General features: G+C 69.1%; 18 protein-coding genes and 1 tRNA gene. 7 read left to right on the forward strand and 12 right to left on the reverse strand.

Features of this window, described 5'->3' with window-relative positions; translation table 11 throughout:
- Positions 1–605: 605 nt before the first annotated feature.
- The 5 genes from LY71_RS18245 to LY71_RS18265 form a co-directional block, all read right to left on the reverse strand.
- Complete coding sequence (locus LY71_RS18245; protein WP_106280313.1) at positions 606–3,371, reverse strand: hypothetical protein; 2,766 nt, start codon at positions 3,369–3,371, stop codon at positions 606–608.
- A gap of 49 nt (positions 3,372–3,420) precedes the next feature.
- Positions 3,421–4,962: a hypothetical protein gene (locus LY71_RS18250; protein ID WP_106280315.1), complete on the reverse strand. Its 1,542-nt coding sequence runs from the start codon at positions 4,960–4,962 to the stop codon at positions 3,421–3,423.
- Between the two features lie 69 nt (positions 4,963–5,031).
- A complete protein-coding gene (locus LY71_RS18255) occupies positions 5,032–6,795 on the reverse strand; it encodes an AAA family ATPase (RefSeq protein WP_106280317.1) in 1,764 nt (587 codons plus the stop codon).
- A gap of 455 nt (positions 6,796–7,250) precedes the next feature.
- Positions 7,251–8,762 (reverse strand): DNA methyltransferase family protein, encoded by a 1,512-nt coding sequence (locus LY71_RS18260; RefSeq protein ID WP_146146180.1) that lies wholly within the window; start codon positions 8,760–8,762, stop codon positions 7,251–7,253.
- Positions 8,755–9,453 carry a restriction endonuclease gene (locus LY71_RS18265; protein WP_106280322.1) on the reverse strand — a complete coding sequence of 233 codons (699 nt, stop codon included), beginning with the start codon at positions 9,451–9,453 and terminating at the stop codon, positions 8,755–8,757. Before LY71_RS18265 ends, LY71_RS18260 begins: the two co-directional genes overlap by 8 nt.
- Before the next feature lie 1,616 nt (positions 9,454–11,069).
- Between LY71_RS18265 and LY71_RS23195 the strand changes: the two genes are divergently transcribed.
- The 5 genes from LY71_RS23195 to LY71_RS23200 all read left to right on the forward strand — a co-directional run bounded on the left by LY71_RS23195 (position 11,070) and on the right by LY71_RS23200 (position 16,789).
- Complete coding sequence (locus tag LY71_RS23195; RefSeq protein WP_146146181.1) at positions 11,070–11,300, forward strand: hypothetical protein; 231 nt, start codon at positions 11,070–11,072, stop codon at positions 11,298–11,300.
- Between the two features lie 347 nt (positions 11,301–11,647).
- The gene (locus tag LY71_RS18275; RefSeq protein WP_146146182.1) at positions 11,648–12,739 is read left to right on the forward strand and encodes a hypothetical protein; all 1,092 of its coding nucleotides are present in this window, start codon (positions 11,648–11,650) and stop codon (positions 12,737–12,739) included.
- A gap of 181 nt (positions 12,740–12,920) precedes the next feature.
- Positions 12,921–14,714, forward strand: coding sequence for a hypothetical protein (locus LY71_RS18280; protein ID WP_106280328.1), 1,794 nt, complete (start codon positions 12,921–12,923; stop codon positions 14,712–14,714).
- A gap of 690 nt (positions 14,715–15,404) precedes the next feature.
- A complete protein-coding gene (locus tag LY71_RS18290; protein WP_146146183.1) occupies positions 15,405–16,517 on the forward strand; it encodes a hypothetical protein in 1,113 nt (370 codons plus the stop codon).
- 92 nt (positions 16,518–16,609) lie between these two features.
- A complete protein-coding gene (locus tag LY71_RS23200; RefSeq protein WP_146146184.1) occupies positions 16,610–16,789 on the forward strand; it encodes a hypothetical protein in 180 nt (59 codons plus the stop codon).
- Positions 16,790–17,102: 313 nt separating this feature from the next.
- Here the strand turns inward: LY71_RS23200 and LY71_RS18295 are convergent.
- Positions 17,103–17,189 (reverse strand) — tRNA-Ser (locus LY71_RS18295).
- Between the two features lie 52 nt (positions 17,190–17,241).
- Positions 17,242–18,006, reverse strand: coding sequence for a TetR/AcrR family transcriptional regulator (locus LY71_RS18300; protein ID WP_245888053.1), 765 nt, complete (start codon positions 18,004–18,006; stop codon positions 17,242–17,244).
- A 232-nt stretch (positions 18,007–18,238) separates the two neighbouring features.
- Here LY71_RS18300 and LY71_RS18305 point away from each other — a divergent pair, with 232 nt between their 5' ends.
- Entirely contained in the window at positions 18,239–19,084 is an 846-nt protein-coding gene (locus LY71_RS18305) for a PRC and DUF2382 domain-containing protein (RefSeq protein ID WP_106280337.1), read from the forward strand.
- Between the two features lie 317 nt (positions 19,085–19,401).
- The gene (locus LY71_RS18310; protein WP_425433033.1) at positions 19,402–21,045 is read left to right on the forward strand and encodes a helicase-related protein; all 1,644 of its coding nucleotides are present in this window, start codon (positions 19,402–19,404) and stop codon (positions 21,043–21,045) included.
- Positions 21,046–21,052: 7 nt separating this feature from the next.
- Here the strand turns inward: LY71_RS18310 and LY71_RS18315 are convergent, their stop codons facing one another.
- Genes LY71_RS18315 through LY71_RS18335 form a run of 5 tightly spaced genes read right to left on the reverse strand, consistent with a single transcriptional unit; the run spans position 21,053 to position 26,520 of the window.
- Positions 21,053–22,126, reverse strand: coding sequence for an ABC transporter ATP-binding protein (locus LY71_RS18315; protein WP_245888057.1), 1,074 nt, complete (start codon positions 22,124–22,126; stop codon positions 21,053–21,055).
- Entirely contained in the window at positions 22,123–23,121 is a 999-nt protein-coding gene (locus tag LY71_RS18320) for an ABC transporter ATP-binding protein (protein ID WP_106280341.1), read from the reverse strand. Before LY71_RS18320 ends, LY71_RS18315 begins: the two co-directional genes overlap by 4 nt.
- Positions 23,118–24,056 (reverse strand): ABC transporter permease, encoded by a 939-nt coding sequence (locus LY71_RS18325; protein ID WP_106280344.1) that lies wholly within the window; start codon positions 24,054–24,056, stop codon positions 23,118–23,120. Before LY71_RS18325 ends, LY71_RS18320 begins: the two co-directional genes overlap by 4 nt.
- Positions 24,053–24,997, reverse strand: a complete 945-nt coding sequence (locus LY71_RS18330; RefSeq protein ID WP_106280525.1) for an ABC transporter permease — start codon at positions 24,995–24,997, stop codon at positions 24,053–24,055. The genes LY71_RS18325 and LY71_RS18330 overlap by 4 nt, the downstream gene beginning before the upstream one ends.
- Entirely contained in the window at positions 24,994–26,520 is a 1,527-nt protein-coding gene (locus LY71_RS18335; RefSeq protein WP_106280346.1) for an ABC transporter substrate-binding protein, read from the reverse strand. Before LY71_RS18335 ends, LY71_RS18330 begins: the two co-directional genes overlap by 4 nt.
- Positions 26,521–26,539 lie beyond the last annotated feature (19 nt).

The following is a 26,539-nucleotide window of genomic DNA, read 5'->3' on the forward strand; positions in this document are numbered from 1 at the left end:
AACTCCTCGGGGTACTTGCTCCGTCGGCCCACCCGGGCCCTCCCTCCTCGGCTTGCGCCAAGTCTGGAGGTGTTCAGCCGACGGGGGTCACTTCAGACAGCCCAGCGGACTCGTTCGTACCTGTCGATCACTGCACGCCCCGCATAGGCCCTCGACCAGTGTTCACGTCGACGACCGTATGACGATGCGCTCAAAAGGGCCGCTCAGGGACATCGGCAACAGTCGCGGCGCAACTTGATCCGCAGGACAGGCCGCCATGGGCGACCGTCGGGACGGGCAGCCTCCTAGGCAGACGCCACAAGGGCCGCCCTGGTCCGCGTACTCGACGGGGTAGCGACTCCCGGGGGCTAGGACCCTTCGTACGCGGGGGCGACCCCCGGACGAGCCGCGCCAGGAGGAACCCATGAGTTCACGAACGCGGCCCACGGAGCAGCGTACGGAACTGTTACGACACTAAGCCGCGACTCGCCGGGGACGCCCAAGCGTGGAGAAGCACGTCTCGGGGCTGCATTTCGGCCGCAGCGTAATGACCGCGATGATGCCGCCGCCACGTCGTATGTGCCGGTGAACGTGCTCCTCGAAGGGAGGTTTGCCCTCGGCGCCTCCTAGGGTCGGTCCCCGTCGTGAAGGGATGACGGAGCAGCCGCAGCGCCACCCGCGGCAGGGCATCCGGACGGAGGACCAACGGCCGAATCGACTGCTACTGCCGACATGGCAGTGCGCGTGAGGTCGGACGGCCTGTTCTGGGGCCGGTGGCGCAGGTCGGCGTTCCGCTCGGCCTCGCCGCCAGCGGCTATTCGGCCGGGTCCGAGCAGCGTGGACAGGGCGTAGTCGTAGTGGCGAACGATCCGGTCCCGACCGGGTTCGACCCGGCTGAGGGTGCCTTCGTTGACGATGGCCAGCGCCCAGTCGCCGTTGTGGTTGGTGGCCCACACACCAACGGTCGGGAGCGCGTCCGTCAGGTCGAGCGCCTTTCCAGCCGCCAGGAATGGCTTGCCGAAGGTGCCGTGGACGTGGAGCAGGTTAGGGCCATGGGCGTGCACCTCCCAGTCGGGGTAGGCGCCCTGGACGGTGGCAACGAGATCCGCGGTTGGGTCGTCTTGGACGGCCGCCGTCGCGTGTTCCATGACGGCCGCCGGGTCGATCGGGAACCCGGCGTCGTTGCGCAGCGGTTCGCTGTAGGCCCTGACCAGGTCGAGGTCGGCTTCGACCAGCAGGTGCTCGGAGGCGGCTAACGCGGCGAGGTAGGTGTCTCGATCGTGCCCTCGTGCTCCATAGGGAATCGCATCCCGCATGAGGTAGAGAGCAACCGCAGCCAGGCTGCCGAACTGGGGTTCGAGGGCGGCCGGTATGTCATCGCCATCCAGTGCGACGGTCGCGTCCGCCAGCAGGTGCAACCAGCCTTGGCCGCCGCTCGGTCCTGCCCAGAACTTGCCCGCGGTACCGATCAGCATCAGCGCGTGCATCGCAGCGCGATCGATGGCCGGTCGTCCGCGCATCTTCCCGACCAGATCGGTCAGCCACGCGCGGTATCGCCTCTGTTCCGCAGCGGTCCTGGCCCGCCGATGCGCCTCACGGTCCGGCTTTTCCGCTCCCGGCTCGGGCTCGGGCTCATTGTCCGTCCGGGAGTCCTGCTCTTCGATCGTGTCGCCTTCGACCGCTCCGTTGTCTTCCTCGGCCACTCGGTCGGCCCAGACGGGGGCGGTGGGCTCGTGGGTGTCCCCGAGCAGCGAGCCAAGACGGGGCAGGCCGCCGGTTGCGAGGACGAAGATCGACTGTCCGAGTCGCTCGACCGCTTCGTCGGTGTAGCGAGCCCAGGAATCAGGATCGTTGTCTTGGCGCCATCCGGCTGCATCCGCGAGACGGGCGCGATCTGCTGGCTCGGTGCGGCTTCCTGAGGATGTTGATCGCGGCGGGGGAACGCGTGTCCGGTTGGTCGCCAACTTGCCAACCGCAGCGAGCCATTGCTCCGCCAGCCTGGGGTCGCCGAACAGGTCCAGGGGATCGTTTGGGGCTGAGCGGTTCCCGGTCTGCCCTCCCCGTCGTTGGGCCGCTCGTGCCGGATCGGTCAGCGGGACTGCCGGGCCGTATCGCCGCTGGAGCGGTTCGCCGGGCACCGAGGCGGCAACGAGCCACGTGAGCCGGATTCGGCTCCCGCCGGGGAAGTCCCCGTCAAAGACGGCGTCTGCTTGACCGGCAGGTATCACTCCGAGGGAGGTGTACGACTCGGGCAGGTCGTGGAAGTGCGACACCTCTACGGTGATGGGCGCGGGCGCGGGCTTGTGCAGCGTGACCGTGAGGTTGCCTTCGCTACGGACGGCTCCCAGCAGAAGTACGCCACCGGCGACCTCCGGGTTTGGTGGCCCGTCCCGCACGGTGTGAGTGGGTACGTCTGCGGCGGGCACCGGGGTCCCGTCGCCGGGGTACAGCGAAAAGGTCGTGGGCTCGGTAAGCACGCCGACTTCGCAGTTGCCCCCGCCGCTCAGTGTGCGCACCAGCGCTGCGGATGAAAGGTTCGGGCTGCCGGTGAGAGCCCACTGGCTGCCGTCCGGACGGGTGGCCTCGATGAGTTTGCCGTGTCGGTAGCGCTCGCCCGCGGCCCTCTCGAAGGTCAGGGATACGCCCGAACCATTGGCGGCTGCGACGAGCGCCGGGGGTGTCAGGACCGTCTGGCCGGGCTGGACGGCGATGGTGACGGTCCTCGGCTTGTAGCGATTGATCAGTGCTCCGAGAGCGATGCCTGCCGGGTCGTGGAACGGGGCATACAGGCGCAGCCGTTCGGCGGGGCCGTTGGGAAGTTGCTCCAGGATGGGAGTCGTTCCGCTGTGCACCAGTCGGTGTGCCGTGGGCAGCACCGGGGCGGACCGGACAAGATCGTCCAAGGCGTCGATGGTGCGGTGAATACGCGGCCGAGCCGCCGGGCTCAGCCGTACCTGCTGGTCCAGACCGCGCAGCCAGTCGGCGACTTCAACGACGAGGTCCGGACACCCTTGTTCCCGATCTCCGGTGATGACGGTGCAGAGTTCGTCGTTGAGATGCCACCCATTGAGGGTGAGATTCCCAGAACCGATGGAGATGATGGTCCGGTCTTCACCCACGAGAATGTTGACCTTGGGGTGGAACGCACCGCCGGGTGTGGCCGCGAGGCCGGGGATGTAGGCGGTTCCGGCTGAGCGGATCGCGCGAACATCCGGGTCGAACATCCGTGCGTCGGCGATCACGGTCACCAGCGCTCCGGCCGCGCGGGTGAGGCCGAGCAGGCGCGTCTCGAAGAAGCCGAGATCGACGTTGAATGTGAAGAACAGCGCTTCCCGGGCGCCTCCCTGGCCGCGCCGCTCCTCCGCGTAGAGGTATTCCAGCAGGGAAGACACGTGCTGGATGGCGACTCCTGGCGTCGAGGGCTCAGAGAAGGTCGAGGGCTCAGACAAGGAGGTCTCCGCGTGGCCCAAGCCGCCATGTCGCAGCCTCACCCGCGCCTGTACCTAGTGACGGATCTCGCCGGAAGAGACCGGTCTGCTCCCCCATCCGGAGCAACTGCCACCACCGCAGGGATGCCGTCAGCGCCGTCTCGGTGTGCAGCCGGTACACGAGGTCATCACGGACTTGAACGCGGGTTGGGATGGTCACCCGGCCCGTCCGACGGTCGAAGCGGGTCTTGAGCAGAGCGATCCGCTGCGACCTGTTGATCAGCACGTCGACCAGGTCCGCGGCGAAGTCCCTCATTGGGCGGTCTGCCCACGAGTGAAGCCGATGGGCCATCCACATCGGTGCTAGTTCTTCGAACACATCGTTCTGGGCGGGCCCCTGGAACCCGAGCAGTTCCTGGCCGGTGAGTTCCCCGTGACGGCGCGCTCCGAGGGCCAAGATGCTGATGCAACGGAGGGGCTGCGGCGCCGACAGCACCTCCTCGGTCCGCTCCGCAGGAGCGGGCTGGCCCAGGTTGTCCAGGGTGTCGGGGAGGTTGCGCTGGAAATCGGCCACGGTCCCGGCTGGGACATGGTCTGCCAGCCAGTCCCGGAGTTCTTGCCGGGTGACCGTGGCGTGCTGTCCGATGCGGTCGACGAGAGCCTCCCAGAGTGACCGCCAGGCGTTGACCGACTCGTACCGAAAGACGACGCCGCGCCACTGTCGGCAGATGGCTGAATCAGCCAGGCGATCGTGTGACAACAGAGCCGGGCTGTAGGCGACGAAAGCCGTGAGGTCCCCGTCCACGGTCCGTATCGGGGATTCCTCCACCGCGGTCGTCAGCATTTGCATGGTTTGGCGGCGGATGCTGCTGGTCTCCCCGGTGGGGTCCGTGGCGGCGAACAGCCGCGCCAGCCATGCGCCATCTGTGCAGTACGCCGTACGGCACAGACACAAGTCCGGGTACTGCTCCAAGTCTTCTTCCGAGAGGGTGTCCTGCCTGGCCAAGGTCAGGACTGGGGACAGTGCTTCACGGACCATGCCCGCGTCGAAGTTCGGCCCTGGAGCCAGGCGGCTACCGGTACCCACGATGCGGAGAGTCATCTCGGAGCCGCGGTACTGCCCCATGAACCCCCAGTTGCCACGCGCGTAGGACCCGACCCCGGTCTTGGCTACCTCGCGCATGTCCAGCGACCCATCCCGAAGGCGGACACGAACGGTGTCCGCCGCGTGTGCGGTCGCGAGCGGTTGATGGATGCCAGCACTTCGCTGTTCATGGACTTGGGATGCGACGGCCAGGACGACCTCGGACCGACGGAGCAGGTTCTGGGCCTCCGGCATGCTGAGACCCGCGGCGTCGGCCTCGTCGGCGATCAATCCGTGGAGCGCGTAGTACCGCGCGCCAGTGGTAACCGTGGTGACTCCAGGAGCCAGGCGGGCCACCACGCGATTGAGGTACCGCTCGACGGACAAAGGGAACAGGCCGCGGATAGTCCTCGTGTCGCTCTGGACCCAACCCGGCCCATCAACCCCCACGCGCTCAACGGCGTTGCTCACAGAAGCACCCCCCTCCTGACGTTATGACACGCTCCCGCAGTCCTGAGGGAGCGCACTGGGCATGCACGGTCAGTCAATCGGACTGCCGTTCGCGACCCGGATGAACTCGACAGCCCGCTGCACTTGCCGACGGAGGTCTCGATGGTCGAGTCGGTCGCGGGGCCAGAGCGTGCGGGCGGCCTGCGCGACGCGGATCTTGTCCACACGTGGATGCTGGCCCCGCTTGTCGGGGTCGACCGCGAGTGGGTCGTCCCATTTGCTGTCGTCGTAGGTCAGCCTGACGTGGGGATGGGTTTCGGCGAGCGCCTGGGTGAGGATGTCGAGGGGAACGTAGTTCTCGATCGTGCGACCGTCGGTGATCCAGGCGAAGCCGGGATACGCCGGGGCGTCGAACTCATCCCGAACGCGCGTCTTGGTTGCTCCGATGCGTTCTCGGGCGGATTGCTTGTCGCTGTCGATGAGGATGGCGATGTGCCGGTTGAGCGCCCGGAGCGAGATGAACTCGTTGATCTCGGGGTCGTTGGCCGTCAGGTGATTGAGCAGGCGACCGCCGTAGAACATGATCGAGTAGTGGATGCCCTCGATGAGGGTGTCGTCGATCAGGCTGATCCAGTGTGCGAGGTAGATCCGGTCGGAGGGTCCCTCGACCCAGATGACTGCGTTGGCTTGCAGCAGGTTGCTGGGGCGGTAGCCGAGGTCGGCGCAGATGTCGGCGACCTTCGCCGGTGTTCCGGCGCGCTGGACCTCCGTGCCGTTCGGGGTCTGCTGGACGTGAAAGACCGTGGCGCGGGTGTGGTCGAGCATGTGGGCGCTGTGCGTGGCGATGAGGTACTGGTTGCTGATCTTCTCGGTGAGATAGCGGACCAGTTTCCGTTGAAGGATCGGGTGCAGGTGCACCTCCGGCTCCTCCATGCAGACCAGGCTGTTCTCCAGCAAGGTCGCGGCGGCGGCCAGAATGATCACCTGGTGGACCCCTGTGCCCAGGTTCTCCAGCGGGAGCACGAGGTCGCCTCGGATGACGTGCAGCGCCTGCGCGTCGTAGGGGACATCCAGCCGGGCGCTGGGATCCTCCAGGACGGTGCGCACGAAATCGTTGACGGCCTCAAACCGCTGCTTGTCCTCCTGCCGGTCCAGCGGAGGCGCCTGAAGGCGTCGTAGCCCGGCAACCAGTCCCCGTCCGGTGTAGAAGGCGGCGTCGCTGCTGTCGTCGTCGCCCGGGACGATCTGCCGGAACGCCTCCACCGAGTGGACCGCGGGCAGCCGATCTAGCGGCGAGAACCGTTGGAGCACGCGTTGGGCGTCGTCCACGATGCCGCCACCGTGGCTTGTGAGAGCAAGGCTGAGGATGTGTAGGTGGTCGGCCATCGCTTCGGCGACCGTCCGGAGCCAGTCGGGGTCCAGTTGGTAGTGATGGACGAGCGGCGCACCGCTAGGCGGCGGCGGATTGGGGACGAACTGGAACCAGACCAGGTCGTCTCCAGATAGCCGAAATAGGTCGTGCGCGAACACCTCACGTAGCCGCCGCATCAGATCCTGGCCGCTGTGCTGGTCCGGCGACGGCACGCGCAGCGCCAGATCTGGCTCGTCAATCTCTCGGGCGATGGCGAAGCGGAACGGCGAGGCATCGGGCTGACGCGGAGCGTCGAGACCCTCGGGGACCGGCGCTCCGGCCCCGAGGTAGCGCTGTACGAACCGGAGGATGTTGGACTTTCCCGCGTTGTTCTGACCCGCGACCAAGTTCACCTTGCGGAGCGGCCCCAGCACTTGCATGTCGCCGCGGAAACTGCGGTAGCCGGTGAACCCGAATCCAGGCAGCGTCGCCATCAGCGCCATCTCGATCGACAGGGGCGGCGAGTAGTCGATAGCAATCCCCGCTCCCCTCCCCGTCGAGCGCCGGTACTACACCATGCCGTTCCCAGTGGCCGCTCTCGACGCCACCGTGTCTGAACAGGCACTGAGAACCTAGGCGACGGCGTCTCCCCAGCGTTCGTCGCCGGACGAGTGCAGCCCTGGCTGACCGTCGACCCAGTAGCAGTAAGGACCACTGTCGTCGCCGGACGGCGCGATTCCTTCGCACCCGGAGTGCTCAACGAGGCGTGCCGGTTGTCCGGTCGACCAGCGCAACCAGCACCCCGACAGCGGGTGATCCGGCCGTGCGCGGCCACGAGCGCCGCCATCTGATCTGCTGACGGCTTCATGCCGTCACCTACCGCGCCGAGCCACGAGTCAGGTACTGCGTCTGCGGTGCCGTCCCAGCGCTCCCAGACCCCGCGCTTCACCCTCGCGTGTCAGAACAGGGCGTCCGCTTCCACCGCTCCGAACCGGCGAAGCAGGCTTTCAACACGCTCTGCGTTCAGTTCGATGCCCAGCCTTGTCGCCTCACGTGAGGCCATTGATCTTGCGGCGTCGGCGCCGAAGGGAAGCAAGTTTACGTCGATGCGCGAGAGAAGTTTCTTGGTGATCGGCCGCTTGGCGTCCCAAAAGACCAAGGACTCGACCAAATCCTCGCAAGCCGGACTCGACAGCACAGCCCAGGTAATCAGGGCTTCCGTAGCGTCCTCGAAGGGCAGGAAGTAGCAGGTGTCATCGAGGACAACGGGCTGTCCGTTGAGGGGAGCGACTAGACGAAAGACGGGCTTCTTGTGCAGCCCCGAGATCGCGACCTTGTAGGGCGCGTAGGTGTAGGGGCCGTGGCCGAACACCGAGAAGCGTGGACGGTTGCGATAGATCGACGACTTGCGACCGTCCAGCAAGTCAGCGTTCGCGTTAAGGTATTGCCACAGGTTTGGTGCGATGTGCGCCAGCGATGCGGTCTCTGCGCCAAAAGTTGTCTGCGGTACGATCACCCATTTCGAGAGGGTGTCGTGCCGTCCGCGAAAGAGGTCAGTGCTCTTCAGGAAGGGGAAAACATAGGCAGGTTCAAGGTTGAGCACCTCGCCTGCGCGAGTCGTGGGCTCGGGGTTGGCGACAAGTTCAAAGACCGATGATGCGTCATGCTTGAGTCCTGATCTCCATACGTAAGGGCTTGTGCCATCCGCGGAGCGAACGTGCTGATAGCGGGCAACGTCCGACACCATTCGTCCATCAACAAACCCGAACCTTGGCGCGTTGCTTCTCGGGGCGTTCAGCGACTCGTAGACCGCCGTTGTGTAGTCCGGTTCGCCTGCCGGGTCCACGACCACAGTGAACCAGCATGCGTCGACGCCAGCGTTGAACCACTTCATTGCGTCAATCCGGTAGATAGCGGAGTCGACGATCGGGAGTCGCGCCGAGTGGGCGTACTCAATGACGTTGCGAGCCACGTGTGTCTTGCAAAGCATCCCGAGAGTGAGCCGGGACGACCGATGCTCAGTCAGCAACTTGAGGATGATGTATTCGCACACGTCGAAGTTGGACGCCCCCAGAAGCGCGTCCAGACCGCGTGCTCCCTTGAAGTTTTCCTTCTTCGGCAGGTTATTGCTGTCCATACGGTTCAACTCGGCCGAGGTGACCCAGGGGGGGTTGCCAACAACTACGAGCCGTGCACTCGAATCCCAGGGGATGTCCCGGGCCAGATCCATGTGGAAGATGTTGGAGTTCAGAACCTTGCCATGCGCAGCCGCCGCTGCCGCATGCTCGGGCTGAATCTCAACGCCAATGCGCTCGCTACCGGGTGCGAGTTCGGATGCAGCCTGCAAGAACGACCCGAGACCACAGGTCGGTTCCAAGACCCGGCAATGGTCATCAACGGAAAGGAGTTCTAGACACTGTCGCGCAAGTTCAAGCGGCGTCTGAAAATCACCGAACTCGTTGTTAGGCACGGAGGTCCACCACTTCCCGATCGAAAGTCTTATTCGTGGCGGCAGCGATCGCTCGCCCGTACTGAAGTCTCCACTGGAGTGCGTTCGAGATTGTCAGTACACCCTGCTCTGGCACATCGTCCACGATCCGCTCGGCGAGTGACCGGCGACTCACCTCGTCCAGGGGGACATTCTTGTCTTGGAGAATGGCGTCCACGTCTTCGATCTTGGTTTCACGGGATTCCGCCCCAGTGGGGTCCGGGGTTAGAACAACATCCCTAATCAAGCGGGTGATTGTGTGATCACCTGTACGAGCGGAGTGGATGAAGACTACGTGACGAATGTCGAGGTAGGCTGCGCGCTCCTCGGGCACGTCCCGTTTCACGTAGACGACGCAGAGCAGGTGGTAGCCGAGTCCGTAAATCTTCTGCGTAGCGCTATCAAATGGCGATGAGGACTGGGGTTGTTTCAATGACGTGACCTTCAGGTCCACGTTCAAGTCCGGGAAGTCGATGCCTCGGGCGGCGTTACCGACGGTCAAGTCGTACCGTTCGGCCAGGTGTTCCTTGAACATCGACTCGACCTTGGTACCTACGGCCTTGCCGTCCGTTGCGCCATAGAGGTCGGGTAGAGGGCTGACCGCTAGTGCCTCCGCGAACTCGACCGCAGCGGCATGGAAGAGTTCCAAGGTGATGAGCGGCAGGTCTGTCATCAGTGCGATAGCCCTCGGTTGTCGGTCGGTCGATGCATGTGGCAGGCCGCAAGCGGCGCTGTACGAGCGGATGGTTCAGGGCGGCACCCCGGCGGACCGGGGCGTAGCAGCACCGAACGCTATCGGCAGGATCCGACGGAGCCGGGTCGCGACACCACAGGCAGAGGATGGATCGTCCGTTCTGGGCCAGGACCCCGGGGTGTCGGAGCGTCAGAGGGGCGTCGAGACGATCGTCACGTCGGCCACTCGGTTCATTAGTCACCGCTGGCGAGCCGTCCGGGCGGGAGCAGGACTCTCGCACGGCTTGGCGTGTCGGTGGTCGCGAACGGTGTTCGACGCCTTGGCTCCCTGGCGGCTCGATGCCGCCCCGCATCTCGCCCTGGGCTCAACCTCTTCGCTGACTCAAGGGCTGGCTGCCGACTGGGGGTGCATGCCGCGAGTGCCTGGGGTCTTGCGTCAGGGCGGGCTGTCCGTCCCCGCCACCAGCGTGTCGGCTCGATCACAGCGCAACGCCGCAGGGCGTTCAAGAGGCACAGGACAGGCACGGGGGACACATGAAGTTGCAGCAGTCTAGGTCCACAAGTTCCGAAACATCGTGGACAGCGGCGTCATTAAGGTCGAACGGCGCTCGCTTCGCGAGATCGCCGAGTTGACCGACCGCTCGTTTTCGGCCGTCCGCAACATTCTCGATAAGCACGGTGCCCGCGGGCGAGAGACTGGCGCTCCGCCTACCAGGCGGTCCGACACATGCCCCGAGGTCTAGGCCCCCGGCCCATCTGGCGCCAACGTGCGCCTGGGCGCCTGGGCAGGCACTTCTCAAATAGTGTCGGTGGCCCAGTGCACCGTCCACCCATGTCGACGAGGCCAGAGATGGAGCGGGCGAGGATGGCCCTTCTCTGGGACCTCGACAACGTGTCCACTCCTGTCGCGGACCTCGGCTCCCTCGCACGAGCGCTCTGTGGCCTCGTCGAGCCCGATGCGCCACGGCTCGCATCGGTGCACTGGCGGGCATTCCGGTTGGCCGGGGACACACTGCGGGCGAACGGGATCAGGGTGCTGTGCGGAGCCGCACCCCCCAGGGAGCCGATAGGGTGCTCCTCCGGCAAGCCCGGCGGCTGCGCAAGCGCGGGGTCGAGCGGTTCATCGTGGCCAGCAACGACAACGCATTCGCTCCTATCGCGGCCACTGCGGAGGTACACGTGGTCACTCTGACCGGTGACCTGGTGAGTGGGCGACTCCGAGCCGTGGCTCAGAGCATCACGGTCCTGGTCCGTGCAGGGGAAGGTTGGCGCATGGAACGTGAGACTCCTGGCACCATGACCGACATCTGAAAGCGGGCCGTGGCTAGCCGTTCCGTAATCGCGGAATCTCGGATCGCCAAACCTCTTCGAAAGATCGATCCGTCCAGCACCCTCAGGCTGCTAGACCCGCCGAGCAGCGTTGGCGCGGGTCGCGCGTCCTCACCTCCCAGTCCTGCCTGGAGGCAGTCCGCTCGCTGTCTTCTGTGCGAGGAAGGCGCTAGTGCGGTCGCAATACCGCCGGATGTTGACGGCCAAGCGGTCAGCAACCTGACGCGGCGACGCATTCTCGTGCAGGTGCCTCTGAGCCTGGCGAAGATGAGCGTCGAGGTCATACAGACCAGCCTTCAGTGCATTGATGTCGTCTTGCGTGAAGCGCACGGACGGCGCAACTCCAAGCCGATCCGCCAGGACCGCCTCGCGAAGTCTCGCCCGACGGCGGCGCTGGTGCTCTGCATTCCCAGCGCGACGCCGGGAAACCCTGCATGGATCGCAGAAGCGACGCGGGGGGACAACGCGGCCTCGCGAGCACTGTTCGCAGCGCATTGAGCCAGCCTGCACATCAGACACAAGAATCTCCTGGGGACGATCGGTCACCTGGCCGTCAGCATGGCCATACACACCCCAGCCGTCGGCTCTAGTTCCAAACCTACAGGTCAGGAAGCCGTGTGGCCGTTAGAAGCGGCGAAGGGATCCACCGTTCGGGTTAATCCGGGCGTCAGCACAGTCAGCATGCGCGTCACACCTGTCTGGGCGATTTCAGACCTTTATCGGGTCCGAAACCGCACCTGGCCGACGAGAGAAAACGTCTGAGGCCAGCACCCAGAAAGAACTAGGCGTTCAACAAATACGAGCCGTTGACCGCGCCACCGACTCCGCGTCCTCAGGCCATTCCCGTGCCGCCAGTGGTTGCTGGAATCACGGGCGAGCCGATTGCCGACTCTGACACCGAGGAAACCTGGGACGAAAGCGATGTGACCGTGCGGGGCACGCGCCGCCTCAGCCGTATTTGCTCTCCCGAGCGCGCCCGGGCCTATGTGGAGTCCTACGCACCCGCGGACCGGCATGACGTGAGCCTCCGGGATTGGCAAGCGCTGGCACCGGTCATCCGCCCAGCCTTGGCCTCGCTCTGCGTCAGGGACAGCGCCGTGGTCCGTCAGATGCCGGTCCACCTGGATGCACTCGCGCGCATTGGCGCGTGGGTCTTGAAGGAAACGGGCGCTGTGGCTGACATCCGGGATCTTCTGAACCCGGACACGATCAATCGTTGGGTCGTCGCTGCGCGGACGGCCCAGGAAGCCGGAAGTCTTGCCGCGTACCGGTCCCGGATTCGGCGGCTGGCTCCGCTTCTGTGGCCGGACTGCCCCTGGTCACACCAGCAGGGTCGGGTGGCGCGTCGCAAGCCGCAGCCGCCCTACACCGCCGAACAAGTTGCGCGGTTGGAGGCTGACTGTCGTAACCAGCCTACCGAGCAGGCGCGCCACCGCGCGGAGGTCATCTTGACCCTGGGGCTCGGCGCCGGACTGGACGGACGGTGGCTCCCTGACGTTCGCCCCGATGACATCTTCAGCCTGCCAAGCGGCGAGGTCTGCGTCTGGGTGCCCGAGCCGGATCGGTACGTCCCCGTTCTCCAGAAGTTCGCGCCTCGCCTGCTCGATGTGAAGTCGCGCGTGCCGTCCGACGAATCCCTCCTGGGCGGCCCCGTTCGCACCAACAAGAACACCGTCAGCCATCTGGTCGGGCGCATCAAGCAGCCGGGCGCGCACGCGACCGATCCGCGCGCGGCACACCCCAGGCTGAACCCCACCCGTCTGCGCAACACCTGGCTGGTGCACCACTTGACGGCCGGAACGCGGCTTCCAGAGTTGCTTGCGGCGGCCGGACTCCAGGGTTTGAACAGCCTGGAGGGACTTCTTCAGCACGTCCCCGTAAGCGATGACGCATTGGCGAACATCGGCCGTGTTGCGAGGGCTCATGCCCGGCGTTAGTCGGCCGCCGCGGCGCCCAGGACCGCAGGGAATCTCTTTCGCCCCTGCATCGACAACCGGCGCACCGGCGCAGGCCCCCGCCTCCCCAAGTAGCACTCGGCCGCGCCGCCCGGCTGCGGTCACGGTTGCCGATCACCCTGGTCGCCGCCAGCCGTCCCGGCGGCATGTGCCGGTGCTTCCAGTGCACGGCGTGCTGTCTCTTCGCGAAGCCCGTCGGGTGGTTGGCCTCGGGGTTGCGCCCGCAGGCCGGAGGGCGAACCGCGGCCGGTACGAAATCAACCAGAAGGTGATCATGGCAGCACCCACGCCGGAATCATTCGACATCGCCATGCGAATGGCGGACCGTTGCGCGGCCGTGGCAGTGATGTCAGTGGCAATGGCGTCCAGGACCGGGCGCCCAGGTGACCTGAACTACCGCGCCTTCCACGTGGCGGCGCAGATCAATGGATTGGCGCCGAACCAGCGGAACCTCATCAGCAACGTAACGAAGGTTCTTCCTGGACTCACCAACGCGCAGCGCGAACGCCTGGGCTTCATGCGGCCTGTCCGGAGCAACGGGCTGTATGACGTGGTACGCCGCTACCTCGACCGCCTCACCGCCGTCCTCGATGAGGGTGTGGTCATCCCCCACTCCCTCTCCTTCGGGTTCGGCACCTTGCTGCCGGAGACCTATCGCCGCAAGTCCGACGGGTCTGCCAACTGGGGCGTTCCGGAGGGGTACCTCGACGGCTCGGGTGCTTGCACGGAACCGCTCGTCCTCGTGCACTCGGACTGGCACCTACACGCGACCACCGTCTCGGGCATCGATCCCACGCTGCCCATCTCCGGCGCCGTAGCAGTCGATGGGACAGAGTTCGAAACGTCTGCGCGGCTTCATGGCCCGAACAGGGATGTAGACCTCGACGGGGAGATTGAATACGACCCGGAGACGACTGGAGCAATGCGGACGCGGGGGGCTCGCCCGCTCGGCATCGGACCGGACGATCGAAAGGTCTACACCCTCGATTTCGACAGCCGCAGTGGCTACCGCACCGTGACGAACGGGCGCAGCGGCGGCAGGTACACCGGCTACGAGGTGCATCTCGCCGTGCAGGTGCCCGCACTCCGGTGGACGAACTACGTGGACCAGGTGACGTTGGGACCGGCTGTTCCCGGATTCATCGTCAACGCGACGATGACTCCTGCGGGAAGTCACCGCGCGAATGCCATCATTCCGGCCCTGCTCGGCAGCAAGGCAGCAGGCCAGGAACTGAAGGAAGTCATCGCCGATCCCGGGTACAGCCTGTGCTCCATGGAGACGTACCACCTGCCCCTACGGCTGGCCGGGATCAGCGTGCTGCACAAGCCCATGACTCATCAGCGGGGCATCCGTCCCACCGTCGACGGAGCCGTTCTTTGCGATGACACGCTCTTGCATCCCGCGACGCCGAGGAACCTCCTCGCCTCCCGCTCCGCAAGGAGTGCCGGATCCGCACCGCTTCCCTACGCACCGCCTGGCAGCGACGAGGCAACCCGGCGGCAGTACGAACAGCCCTTCAACCAGCGCGCCCTATGGCGCCTGCGCCTCAACAGGACGGACTCGGACGGGACCGCATGGTTCACGTGTCCCTTCTGCGAAGGAGCGCTGTCGGCCACCAGTCTCACGGTCCACAGCGGCAGGACGCCCGGCCCAAGGGCCGTGCCCGTCAGCGGTCACGTTGCCCACCTGAGCCGGTGCTGCAACGGCCAGATCAGGCTCGCCGCTGAAGAACTGGGCCGCTGGCAGAAGATCCCAGCCGGAACCACGGCCCACTGGAAGGCGTATCACGCGCGGCGCCAGCAGGTGGAGAACGCGAACAGCGCGCTCAAGAGCAGCATGACCCAACTCGACAAGAAGCACACGCTCGTCTTCGGGCTGTCGAAGCGGCGCACCCTCCTTGGGTTCACGCTCGCGGCCTACAACTACAACGTCGGCGCTGCACATCAGGCCCGGTAGTCATCCGGTGAGGCGAACCGGTGCCCGAGCCCACTGTGAAGGCCAACAGAGTCGCCCTCCTGCTACCGAGCCTGGCGAGTTGGCGTCAGGGGACGTGCGTCTCATCGAACCCAGAGCCGACAGGGTCGACGTAGAAGTCCCGCACCAGGGTGCGGGCCTTCACCTCGATCGGGTCGGAGTTGGAGCGCAGTGGGAAACGCTGGAAGTCCGCGTCGGTCGCAGCCAAGGCGGCGACACACTCCGCACAGTTCGGCGCCCCGCACGGCAGGTGCCCGTTGCGCTTGTCCCAACCCAGATACCAGTACGCCCGAGCCCTCGGGTCGCTGGGGACACGCAAGCGGAGGGACCGCGTCATCTCAGTAATCCTCGAACAAACGTTCGGCCATGTGCCGATCTTGACCCGTCCAGTTCGCGTGTGCAAGGCCGTCTCGTTGCTCCCCGCGCCGCCCCTCACCTCAGGCTCCGTGACCTAAGCAGCCTGGCGGGCGACTGCGCTAGGCAATCGCAGCGACCGTCGGGGATCCGGGACTGTCGTACCGCTGAGGAACAATCAGGCGGTGACGCGGGATTCGTAGGACGGCTCGAAGATTGTTTGTCGCTCCGGCTCGATCTCGCGGCTAGTAGGTAGCGGCCCTACTACACCGGAGCGACCCCATGTCTGAAGAGAAGCCACCCGCTCACCTGCGGGGCGTGAGCCACATCGTCACGTCGTCCCAAATCAAGGCGGCGAACCGCGCGCTCAACGCCCTCCCGAAGCCGCCCGCGGTCTTCGACGTAATGCCGTCACTGGTGCCCGCGCTCCCGAAGTTCACCGTCCCTCAGGTAGCGGAGATGCACGCCAACCTGGTCCGGAACCTGGCCCCCGCGCTCCCGAAGTTCACCGTCCCTCAGGTAGCGGAAATGCACGCCAACCTGGTCCGGAACCTGGCCCCCGCGCTCCCGAAGTTCACCGTCCCTCAGGTAGCGGAAATGCACGCCAACCTGGTCCGGAACCTGGCCCCCGCGCTCCCGAAGTTCACCGTCCCTCAGGTAGCGGAAATGCACGCCAACCTGGTCCGGAACCTGGCCCCCGCGCTGCCGAAGTTCACCGTCTCTCAGGTAGCGGAGATGCAGGCGACCTTCCTGCGCAACCTGATCCCCAAGATCGAGATTCCTCGCGCCGCCTTCGACTTCGTGCCTCGTCTTGTCAGCGACATGCTGCCCCACTGGACGAACGTGCATGACTGGCTGTCGACGAGCCTGCGGATCTGGCGTGACTTGGCCGACGTGGGAAAGGCGTCGGCCGCCTGGGCGCGTCGGGCGCTGCGGGCCGCCCGTGCGGCTCGGGACGCGGTACTGCACGGCCGCTGGGACCTTGTGCGCGCGTTCCTTCGGGAGTGGCTCGACTTGCGCCACCCCGAAGACGCCCACCTCCAGGCCGCTGCCGATGCTCTGCTGGACCCGGGATGGAAGCCCGATGAGGTGGACGTGTGGGCAGTCCCGGGCCTGCTCGCAGACCTGAGGAGGGAGACGGTTAGCGGGGCTCGACGCCACCGGCCGGTTTACGAGACCCAGATCAACGGACGAGCAGTAGGGCTCCTGGATCGGCCGATCGCCCGTGCCGACGGAACCGTCGGCACCGCCCTCGACCAGGTCCGGGACGAGGTGCCAGTTCCCGAGCCTGCGGACTACGGATTTCACGACGACCGGCTCAATCGGGTCTTGGCCTTGATGACCCCGGACGAGGGCAAGGTCTGCCTGGCCCACCCCGGTCCCGGCTGCACCTGGGCCGACGCAGCGGTCATCGCGGGGTTCCCCCCCTGAGTTTGGCGAGACGGTCCGCCGCAAGCGGATCCGCGTCGTCAAGGAGGTCTCACGGCGAGCAACTGCCCGCCGCTGAGCAGACATCGAGAGAGATGGGAGGTGATGAGATGGCCACCAACACTGGAAAGGGCTATCGCCACGGGAGCGTGACCGGGCGCAGCCAGACCAAGGCTCCCAACGGCAACTGGGTGAAGCGCGGCTCGAACGGGCGCTTCATGGACCAGAAGACCTCGTCGGCGACGCCGTTCAAGGGCGTCCGCCGGGAGAAGTGACGGCAGGTCCCCCTAGGGGGACCTGACACCTGGGCGGCGGGTTCGGAGATGAGGAAAGCACCTCCGGGCCCGCCGCTCGGTCCCTGCTTCCTATCACTCCCGTGAGGCAATCACAGCCCCAACCGGGCTGATGCCGGGCCCGCCCAGCGGCTGCTGGCGTCATAGCGACGCATGGTGCTGACGCTCTTCCAGCGCCCGGCGGCTCCTCGCGACCTCCGGGTTCTCGACACCCCCCTCGATCCCTCCCAGCAGGGCGAGAGCGGATCGAGAGTTTCGCGTATCCAAGGCAGCGGCTTACGCGTAGCCGCCGGAGCGGAGGGCGTGGGATTCGAACCCACGATGGGTGTGACCCCATAGCGGTTTTCAAGACCGCCGCCATCGGCCGCTAGGCGAGCCCTCCTGGCCGGTCGAGGCTAACCCGTCGGGCGCGCGCCGGTCGCCGTCGGCGGTGCTCAGCCGCGGCGGGACTCGCGGAGGATGCGCTCCAGCCGCTCGAGCAGCTCCTCGAGCGCCTCCTCGAACTCCGCCGCCGACTCGTCCTCCGACAGCAGCGGCTCCAGCCGCCGGACGTGCGGGTAGCCGTCGAGCGCCCCGGGTGGCGGGGACGCCGCGTCGGCCTCCTCGTCGTGCGAGCTGATCGGCACGCCCCGCGCCGAGACCTCGAGCAGCAGGTGGCCGAGCAGGAAGCCGGTGTAGGCCCGGTAGGCCGCCACCGCGGCCGCGTCGGAGAAGCCGCTGCCGGTCAGCGCGTCGAGGAAGGACTCCAGCCAGCGCAGGCTGCGCAGCGGCGGCCGCACCCACGGCGCCGCCGGCGGGCGGGTGGCCACCAGCGGGAACACGGCCGGGTGGGCCAGCGCGATCCGCCGGACCCCGTGCGCGAGCCGCTGCAGGTAGTCCTGCCAGCCGTGCCGCGGCTCGAGGAACACGTCGGGGTCGCCGTAGAGCTCGTCGACCACGGTCTCCACGACGCCGTCGAGCAGCCCCTCGCGGCTGGTCACGTGGCGGTACAGCGCCATCCCCTCGACGCCGAGGTGGCTGCCCAGCCGGCGCATGGTGAGCGCCTCGATGCCGTGCTCGTCGATGAAGGAGACCGCCGCGCCGAGCACCCGCCGCCGGTCGAGCGGACGTCGGCTGCCGTCAGGGGGCACGGTCGCGATGGGAGCCGCCGCACCGCCGCGGGCCTCCGGTGTGTCCGGGTCCTGCGCGTCGTCGACCACGCGGACCTCCTTCCCCTCAGCACGTGGGACCGCACTCCCCGCATCCTCCCCGCCCCCGCGGGGTAGTGACGGGTGGCCCCGCGGTGCAGCTGCCCACGACGGCGGCCGGGACGATGCTGTGTTTACCCCGTAAACAGGCGGGCACCCAGGGAGTGCCGCCCCCGACGGGGGCAGGTCGACGCGCACGAGAGCACCGTGCGCGCACTCTCGCGCCCGACCCCGAGGAGCACGCATGATCTCCGAGCAGCAGATCCAGCAGGTCATCGGCGGCACCGCCGTCGACCGCGACGGCGACAAGCTGGGCAAGATCGGCGAGGTCTACCTCGACGACGAGACCGGCCGCCCCGAGTGGGCGACGGTGCACACCGGCCTGTTCGGCACCAAGGAGACCTTCGTCCCGCTGGCGCAGGCCGAGGTCTCCGGGGAGACGATCCGCTTCCCGTACGAGAAGGCCAAGGTCAAGGACGCGCCGAAGATCGACACCGACGGCCACCTGTCCCCGCAGGAGGAGCAGGAGCTGTACCGGTACTACGGCCTGGGCAGCGGCACCGGCACGCAGACCACCCAGACCACCACCCACGCGGCGGCCGGCACCGTGGGCACCGGCACCGCGGGCACCCGCACCGACCGTGACGGCGACGGCGTCTACGACGACGTGCAGGACCGCGCCGTCGGCCGGGACACCTCCGGCCCGACCACCGACAGCGCGATGACCCGCTCCGAGGAGCACCTCGAGGTGGGCACCCAGCGCGTCGAGGCCGGCCGCGCCCGGCTCCGCAAGTACGTCACGACCGAGCGCGAGACGGCGACCGTGCCGGTGTCGCACGAGGAGGTGCGGGTCGAGCGCGAGCCGATCACCGACGCCAACGTCGGCAACGCCCTCGACGGCCCGACCATCTCCGAGGAGGAGCACGAGGTCACGCTGCACGCCGAGCGTCCCGTCGTCTCCACCGAGGCCACCCCGGTCGAGCGCGTGCGCCTGGACACCGAGACCGTGACCGGTCAGGAGACCGTGAGCGGCGACGTCCGCAAGGAGCAGATCGACGTCGACACCGACGGGGTCGACCCCCGGCGCTGAGCGACGCCACCCCGGTCGGGCCGGGCAGCTGCGGCTGCCCGGCCCGACCGCGTCCCGGGGTCGGGCATGAACCGGGCCCGGCCGGTGTTCGGAACGGGGAAGGGTCCGCGGGTTCCTCGTGTCGACCTCCTGCCCGCACGTCGACCGAAGGACTCCCCCTGCCCGAGACCGTCCTCCCGCCGTCCACCGCCCGCCGCCGCCGGCGGCTGCCCGCTGACGAGCGTCCCGCGACCAGCGCCGCGCACGCCGCCGACCGCGAGGCCGCCCGCGAGGAGCGCCGCGCCCAGCAGTCGTGGGTCGAGGGCGCCGCCCCGGAGCTGCCCGTCCGCAGCACCCCGCCCGAGCGCGTCGTCTTCCACCTCGGCCCCACCAACTCCGGCAAGACGTACGAGTCGCTGCAGGCGCTGGCCGCCACCGGCTCCGGGGTCTACGCCGCGCCGCTGCGCCAGCTCGCGCACGAGGCCTACGCCAAGCTCTCCGCCCTGCTGCCCGCGGGCACGGTCGGCCTGTCCACCGGCGAGGAGGAGGTCGACCCGCACGCGCCGGTCGTCTGCTGCACGGTGGAGAAGGCGCCGCTGCGCGGCGAGCTGCTGGTGCTCGACGAGTCGCACTGGGTCGCCGACCCCGACCGCGGCCACCACTGGGCCCGGCTGCTGCTCACCGGCGAGTACCGCGAGATGCACCTGATCTCGGCGGCCGAGGCCCACCCGCTGCTCGCGCCGCTGGTCGACGACGCCGGGTCCGTCGACGTCGTCACCCACCAGCGGCTGTCCCGCCTCGACGTGCTGCGCGCGCCGGTCCGCACCACCGGCGTCCGGCCCCAGACCCTCGTGGTCGCCTTCTCCCGCAAGACCGTCTACGCCGTCGCCGCCGAGCTCGACCGGCACCGCCCGGGCCGGGTCGGCGTCCTCTACGGTGCGCTGCCCCCGGCCACCCGGCGCGAGGTCATCGAGCGGTTCACCGCCGGGGAGCTCGACGTCCTGGTCACCACCGACGTCATCGGCCACGGCATCAACGTGCCGGCCACCACCGTGCTCTTCGCCGAGACGACGAAGTTCGACGGCACGGAGCTGCGGCCGCTGCGCAGCTGGGAGGCCGCCCAGATCGCCGGGCGGGCCGGCCGCTACGGCCTGACCGGGCACGGCACGGTCGGCGTCCTCACCGGTGTGCGGGGGCTGAAGCCGTCGACGGCGCTGGTGTCCCTCGGGGCCGAGGTCGCCCGCGGCGACCGCGCCAGCGACCTGCCCCGGCGGGCGCCGCGGCTGCGGCCCGAGCTCGCCGACCTCGGCGCGCTGGAGGCGGTCGACCTGCCCGAGGCGCTGGTCCGCTGGCAGGCGTGGGCGCGCGCGGCCACCCGCGACGAGGCGATGACGCCGGACGACGTCACGAGCCTGGTGCTGCGGGTGCAGGCGCTGCTGCCGCTGCTGCGCGGCCCGCTCGGCGCCGCCGGCGACCTGCACACCGTCTGGCGGCTGGTCAGTCTCCCGATCGACTACGACCCGCCCCGCCGCACCCGCTGGCTGGTGCTGGCACGGGCCGCGCTGCGGCACGCGGCCGGGCTGCCCGTCGCCCCGGAGCTCGTGCTGCCCGACGTGCCGGTCGGCGGCTCGGTCGAGGAGTACGAGCAGGCCGCGGCCGCCGCCCGCGACGCGCAGACGCTGCTCCGGCAGTTCCCCGGCGTGGCCGGCCTGGACGACGACGACGCCGCGTGGGTCGAGGAGGAGTGCGCCGAGGCGATCAGCGAGCTGCTGCCCGACGCCATCGCGGTCAGCCGGTCGGCGGCCTGCGCCGAGTGCGGGACCGCCATCGCCCCCTGGTTCTCCACCTGCCGCCCGTGCAGCGCGCCCCGTGGCCGCGGTCCCGGCCGGGACACCGGGCGGGAGGCCGCACGCGGTGGCCGGCGCGGACCGCGCTCGGGGTCCCGGCAGGGCCGGCGCCCCACCCGCAGCGGCCGGGGCTGACCCCGCCTCAGGCCGCGGGGTCCCCGGCGTCCACGGGCGCGTCGGGCCGCTCGCGCTCGACCGGCGTGCCCACCACGCCGTGCAGGTGGCACGCCGCCACGTGGCCCGGCGCGGAGCCGACCGGCTGCAGCGCCGGGTCGACGTCGGGGCAGGGCGCGAAGACGTCGGGGCAGCGGGTCCGGAACCGGCAGCCGCTGGGCACCCGGGACGGCGAGGGGACGTCGCCGCGCAGCACGATCCGCTGCCGCGAGCGCTCCAGCTGCGGGTGCGGCAGCGGGACGGCCGACAGCAGCGCCCGGGTGTAGGGCATCTGCGGCTCGGCGGCGACGGCGGACGCGGGCCCGACCTCCACCACCCGGCCCAGGTACATGACCGCGATCCGGTCGGACACGTGCCGCACCGCCGACAGGTCGTGCGAGATGAACAGCAGGGTCAGCCCGAGCTGCCGCTGCAGCCGGCGCAGCAGGTTGAGCACCTGGGCCTGCACGCTGACGTCGAGCGAGGCGATGGCCTCGTCGCAGACCAGGAAGTCCGGCTCGCCGGCCAGCGCCCGGGCGATGCCCACCCGCTGCCGCTGACCGCCGGAGAACTCGTGCGGGTAGCGGGCGGCCACGCCCGGGTCCAGCCCGACCAGCTGCAGCAGCTCGCGCACCCGGGCGGCCCGCGCCTGCCGGCCCGGGTGCAGGCCGTGCACCTCCAGCGGCTCGGCCACCGTCTGGGCGACCGTGCGCCGCGGGTCGAGGGAGGCGAACGGGTCCTGGAACACCATCCCCGCCCGCCGGCGCAGCTCCCGCAGCTCGCGGCGGCCCATCCGCGTGACGTCGGCGCCGTCGAAGGTCACCGTGCCGCCGGTGGGCGGGACCAGCCGCAGCAGCGCGTTGCCCAGCGTCGACTTCCCGCAGCCGGACTCCCCGACCAGGCCCAGCGTCTCGCCGCGGTGCACGTCGAGGTCGACGCCGTCCACCGCACGCAGCAGCCCCGTCGTCCGGCGCAGCGCCCCGCCGGAGCGGACCGGGAAGTGCACCTCCAGGCCGCGGGCGGAGACGAGCACGTCCGGCGCGCCCGTCGACGGCGACGTCACGACGCCTCCCTCTCCGCGCACCACGTCGCCGCACGGTGCGGCAGCGCGCGGCCGCCGGCACCCACCACGGCCAGCGGCGGCTGCTCGGTCTCGCAGCGGGTGTCGCCGCGCACCGGGCAGCGCGGCCAGAAGACGCACCCCGGCGGCAGGTCGGTGGGCGGGGGCGGGGTGCCGGGGATGGTGGCGAGGTCCGCGTCGTCGTCCGTCGCCAGGTCGGGCAGCGCGCCGAGCAGGCCGCGCGTGTAGGGGTGGACCGGCCGCTCGAGGACGTCGTCGACCGTGCCGTCCTCGACGCAGCGCCCGCCGTACATGACCAGCACCCGGTCGGCGATGCCCGCGACGACGCCGAGGTCGTGGGTGATCCAGACGACGCCGGTGCCGTGCTCGGTCCGCAGCCGCTCCACCAGGTCGAGGATCTGCGCCTGCACGGTGACGTCGAGAGCGGTGGTGGCCTCGTCGGCGATGAGCAGCGACGGGGAGTTCGACAGCGCGATCGCGATGACCACCCGCTGCCGCATGCCGCCGGACAGCTCGTGCGGGTAGCGGTCCACCGCGCGGCCCGGGTCGGGCAGGCCGACCTCGCCGAGCAGCTCGACCGCCCGGGCCCGGGCCGCCGCCTTGGACGGCGTCCCGTGCGCGCGCAGCCCCTCGGTGAGCTGCCGGCCGACGGTGAGCACCGGGTTCAGCGAGGTCATCGGGTCCTGGAAGACCATGCCGACGCCGGGCCCGCGGACCTGCCGCAGCCGCTCGGGCGACATGGTGAGCAGGTCCTCGCCGTCGAGCAGCGCCCGCCCGGTGACCGTCGCCGTCCGTGCCGGCAGCAGGCCGAGCAGGGCCAGCACCGAGACGCTCTTGCCGCTGCCGGACTCCCCGACCACGGCCACGGTCTCCCCGGCGCCGACGGTGTAGCTCAGCCCGTTGACCACGTGCGCCGTCCCGCGCGGGGTGCGCAGGTCCACCCGCAGGTCCTCGACCTCCAGCACGGGCGCCGTCACCGCCCGCCCCCGGCCATCAGGGTGCGCTGCCGCGGGTCGAGGACGTCGCGCAGGCCGTCGCCGAGCAGGTTGAAGCAGAGCACCGTGACGACGATCGCCAGGCCCGGGAAGACGGTGTACCACCACGCCTGGTCGATGAAGCCGCGGCCGTCGGCGAGCATCAGCCCCCACGACGGGTTGGGCCGGCGCGGGCCCAGGCCGAGGAAGGACAGCGCCGCCTCGGCCAGCACCGCGAACGCCAGGCTGATCGAGGTCTGCACGATGATCGGCGGCGCCGCGTTGGGCAGCACGTGCCGGGTGATCAGCCGCCAGTCGGAGGCGCCCACCGACCGTGAGGCGCGCACGTACACCTCCTCCCGGACGCCGAGCACGCTGGCGCGGGTGACCCGGGCGAAGATCGGCACGTAGACGATGCCGATGGCGAGGATCGCGTTGGCCGGCCCGGCGCCCCGGATGGCGACGATCGCGATGGCGAGCAGCACCGCGGGGAAGGCGAACAGCACGTCCATCAGCCGCATGAGGGTGTCGTCGACCCACCGGCCGTAGAAGCCGGCCAGCAGGCCGATGAGCGTGCCCACGACCAGGGCGAACGCGACGGAGAGGAAGCCCACGCGCAGCGACGTCGCGGCGCCGAGGACGACGCGGCTGAGGATGTCGCGGCCGAACTCGTCGGTGCCGAACGGGTGGTCCCAGCTCGGCGGCTGCAGCTGCAGGGAGGGGTCCTGGTCGTTCGGGCCGTCGGGCGCGAGCGTCTCGTCGAACACCGCCATCAGCACGATCAGCACCAGGACGACGGCGGAGACGGCCGCGGTCGGGTTGCGCGCGAGCAGCCCGAGCGTCTCCCGCCAGCGCGGGCGCGGCGGGGCCGCCGTCGGCAGCGGCTCGGACGGCGGCGGTGCGGCCGGGGTGGCGCCCGGCGTCGGCAGCTGCGTCATCGGCGGGCGATCCTCGGGTCGATGCGGCTGTAGAGCAGGTCCACCAGCAGGTTGATGACGAGGAAGACCAGCGCGAAGAGCAGGACGGCGCCCTGCAGCACCGGGAAGTCGCGGTCGCGCACCGCCTGGTAGGCCAGCTGCCCGAGGCCCGGCCAGGAGAAGACGATCTCCACGACGACGACGCCCGAGAGCAGGTAGGCCAGCTGCACGCCGGTCACCGTGACCAGCGGCAGCAGGGCGTTGCGCAGCACGTGCCAGGTGAGCACCTGGCGGGTCGGGACGCCCTTGGCCTGCGCCGTCCGCACGTGGTCGGAGCCCAGCGCCTCGAGCATGCTGGAGCGGACGAACCGGGTGATCACCGACCCGGACACCACCCCGGTGGCCACAGCCGGCAGCACCAGCCGCTGCAGCCAGCCGAGCGGGTCCTCGGTCAGCGGCACGTAGCCGCCCGAGGGCAGCCAGCCCAGCGTCCCCGCGAAGACCAGGATCAGCATGATCGACAGCCAGAAGTCCGGCACCGAGATGCCGAACTGGCTGACGACGGTGGCCAGCCGGTCGACGAGCGACCGCGGGTGCAGCGCCGAGAGCATCCCGAGCGGCAGCGCGATGACCAGGGCGACCAGCAGCGAGGCGAGGGCCAGCGTCAGCGTGGCCGGCAGCCGCTCGGCGATCAGCGAGGTGACCGTGTCCCCGCTGCGGAAGCTGACCCCCAGGTCACCGGTGACCGCCCGCCCGGCCCAGGTGAGGTACTGCTGGACCAGCGGCAGGTCCAGCCCGCTGCGCTCCCGCAGGGCGTCGTAGGTCTCCTGGGAGAACCGCGTGCCGAGGGCCAGGCGGATCGGGTCGCCCCGCACCAGGTGGATGAGGGAGAAGACCAGGACGCTCACGCCGGCCAGGACGACGACGGCCTGGCCGGCCCGCCGGAGCAGGTACCCGGTCAGGGCAGCTCCACGGTCTCGAAGTTGATCGCGGCGTCGGCCCGCACCTGGTACCCGGTGAGCCCCGGCACCCAGGCCTGCACCTCGTCGGGGTTGTAGAGGTACAGGTAGGAGACGTCGTCGACGATGATCCGCGCGGCCTGGTCGTAGAGGTCCTTGCGGGCCGTCGGGTCGACCTCGGTGGCGGCGCGGGTCAGCAGGTCGTCGACCTGCGGGTTGCTGTACTTCTGGTAGTTGCTGCCGCCGGTGGACAGGTGCTGGTTCTCGTAGAAGTCGGCCGGGTCGATGTTGCCGATCCAGCTGAGCATGAAGGCGTCGAAGTCGCCCTGGGACTGCCGGTCCAGCCAGGTGGCGAAGTCCTCCTCCTGGATCTCCACGTCGATGCCGATCGGCTCGAGCTGGCTGGCGATGACCTGGGCGGCGGCCACGGTCTCGGGGTACTCGTCGGTGACCATCAGGCCCATCGTCAGCGGCGTCTGCACGCCGGCCTGCTCGATGAGCCGGCGGGCGGCGTCCTGGTCGGGGGTGAACGGCGCGTAGTCGAGGTAGTAGGGGCTGCCCTCGGGGATCGCCGTCTGGTTGGTCTGCGCCGCGCCGAAGCGGGCGGCCTGGGTGACCTCGTCGCGGTCGATCGCGGTGGCGATCGCCCGGCGCACGTCCCGGTTGTCGAACGGCGGGACCTGGTAGTTCATGGACATGTAGAAGTACTCGACGCTGGTGACCGAGCCGAGCTCGACCTCCTCGTCGCCCTCGAGGTCGGCGACGTTCTGCGGCGGCACGTTGTCGGTCCACTGCACCTCGCCGTTGCGCAGCGCGGTCAGGGCCGAGCTCGCCTCGGTGATGTAGCGGAACTCGACGCCGTCGATGGTCGGCGCGCCGCCCCAGTAGTCCTCGTAGGCGGTGAGCACGGTGCCGTTGGCGTCGGAGCTCTCCAGCTGGAACGGGCCGGTGCCGTTGGCCTCGCTCTGCAGGTCGAACTCCTCGGCGGCGTTCTCCGAGACGATCGCCATGCCCTTGAAGGACCCGATGAGCTCGAGCAGGTTGGGCGTCGGCCGGGTGACCGTGATGACGACGGTCCGCGGGTCGGGCGCCTGGACGTCGGCCACCGTGGCGAACCGGTAGGCGTTGGACAGGTCCTCGTCGATGATCCGGCGGTAGCTGTAGACGACGTCGGCGGAGTCGAACTCGCTGCCGTCGTGGAAGGTGACGCCGTCGCGGAGGGTGAACGTCCAGGTCAGCTGGTCGGGGCTGGTCGTCCACGACTCGGCCAGGCTCGGCTGCATGGTGAGGTCCTCGGCGCTGGGGACGACGAGGGTGTCGTAGACGTTCTCCAGCACCTGGAAGCTGGCGTAGGCGTTGGTGACGTGCGGGTCGAACTGGTCGGGCTCCGCGCTGACCGCCGCGATCAGCGTGTTGTCCCCGCCGCCGCCTCCCCCGCCGCCGGTGTCGACGCTCTCCCCGCCCCCGCAGGCGGGCAGGACCAGGGCCGCGGCCGCGGCGAGGGGCAGGAGCCGGTTCGTGCGCACGGGTACCTCCGGAGCTCGT

The organism is Geodermatophilus tzadiensis (assembly GCF_003002915.1).
GTDB lineage: Bacteria > Actinomycetota > Actinomycetes > Mycobacteriales > Geodermatophilaceae > Geodermatophilus > Geodermatophilus tzadiensis.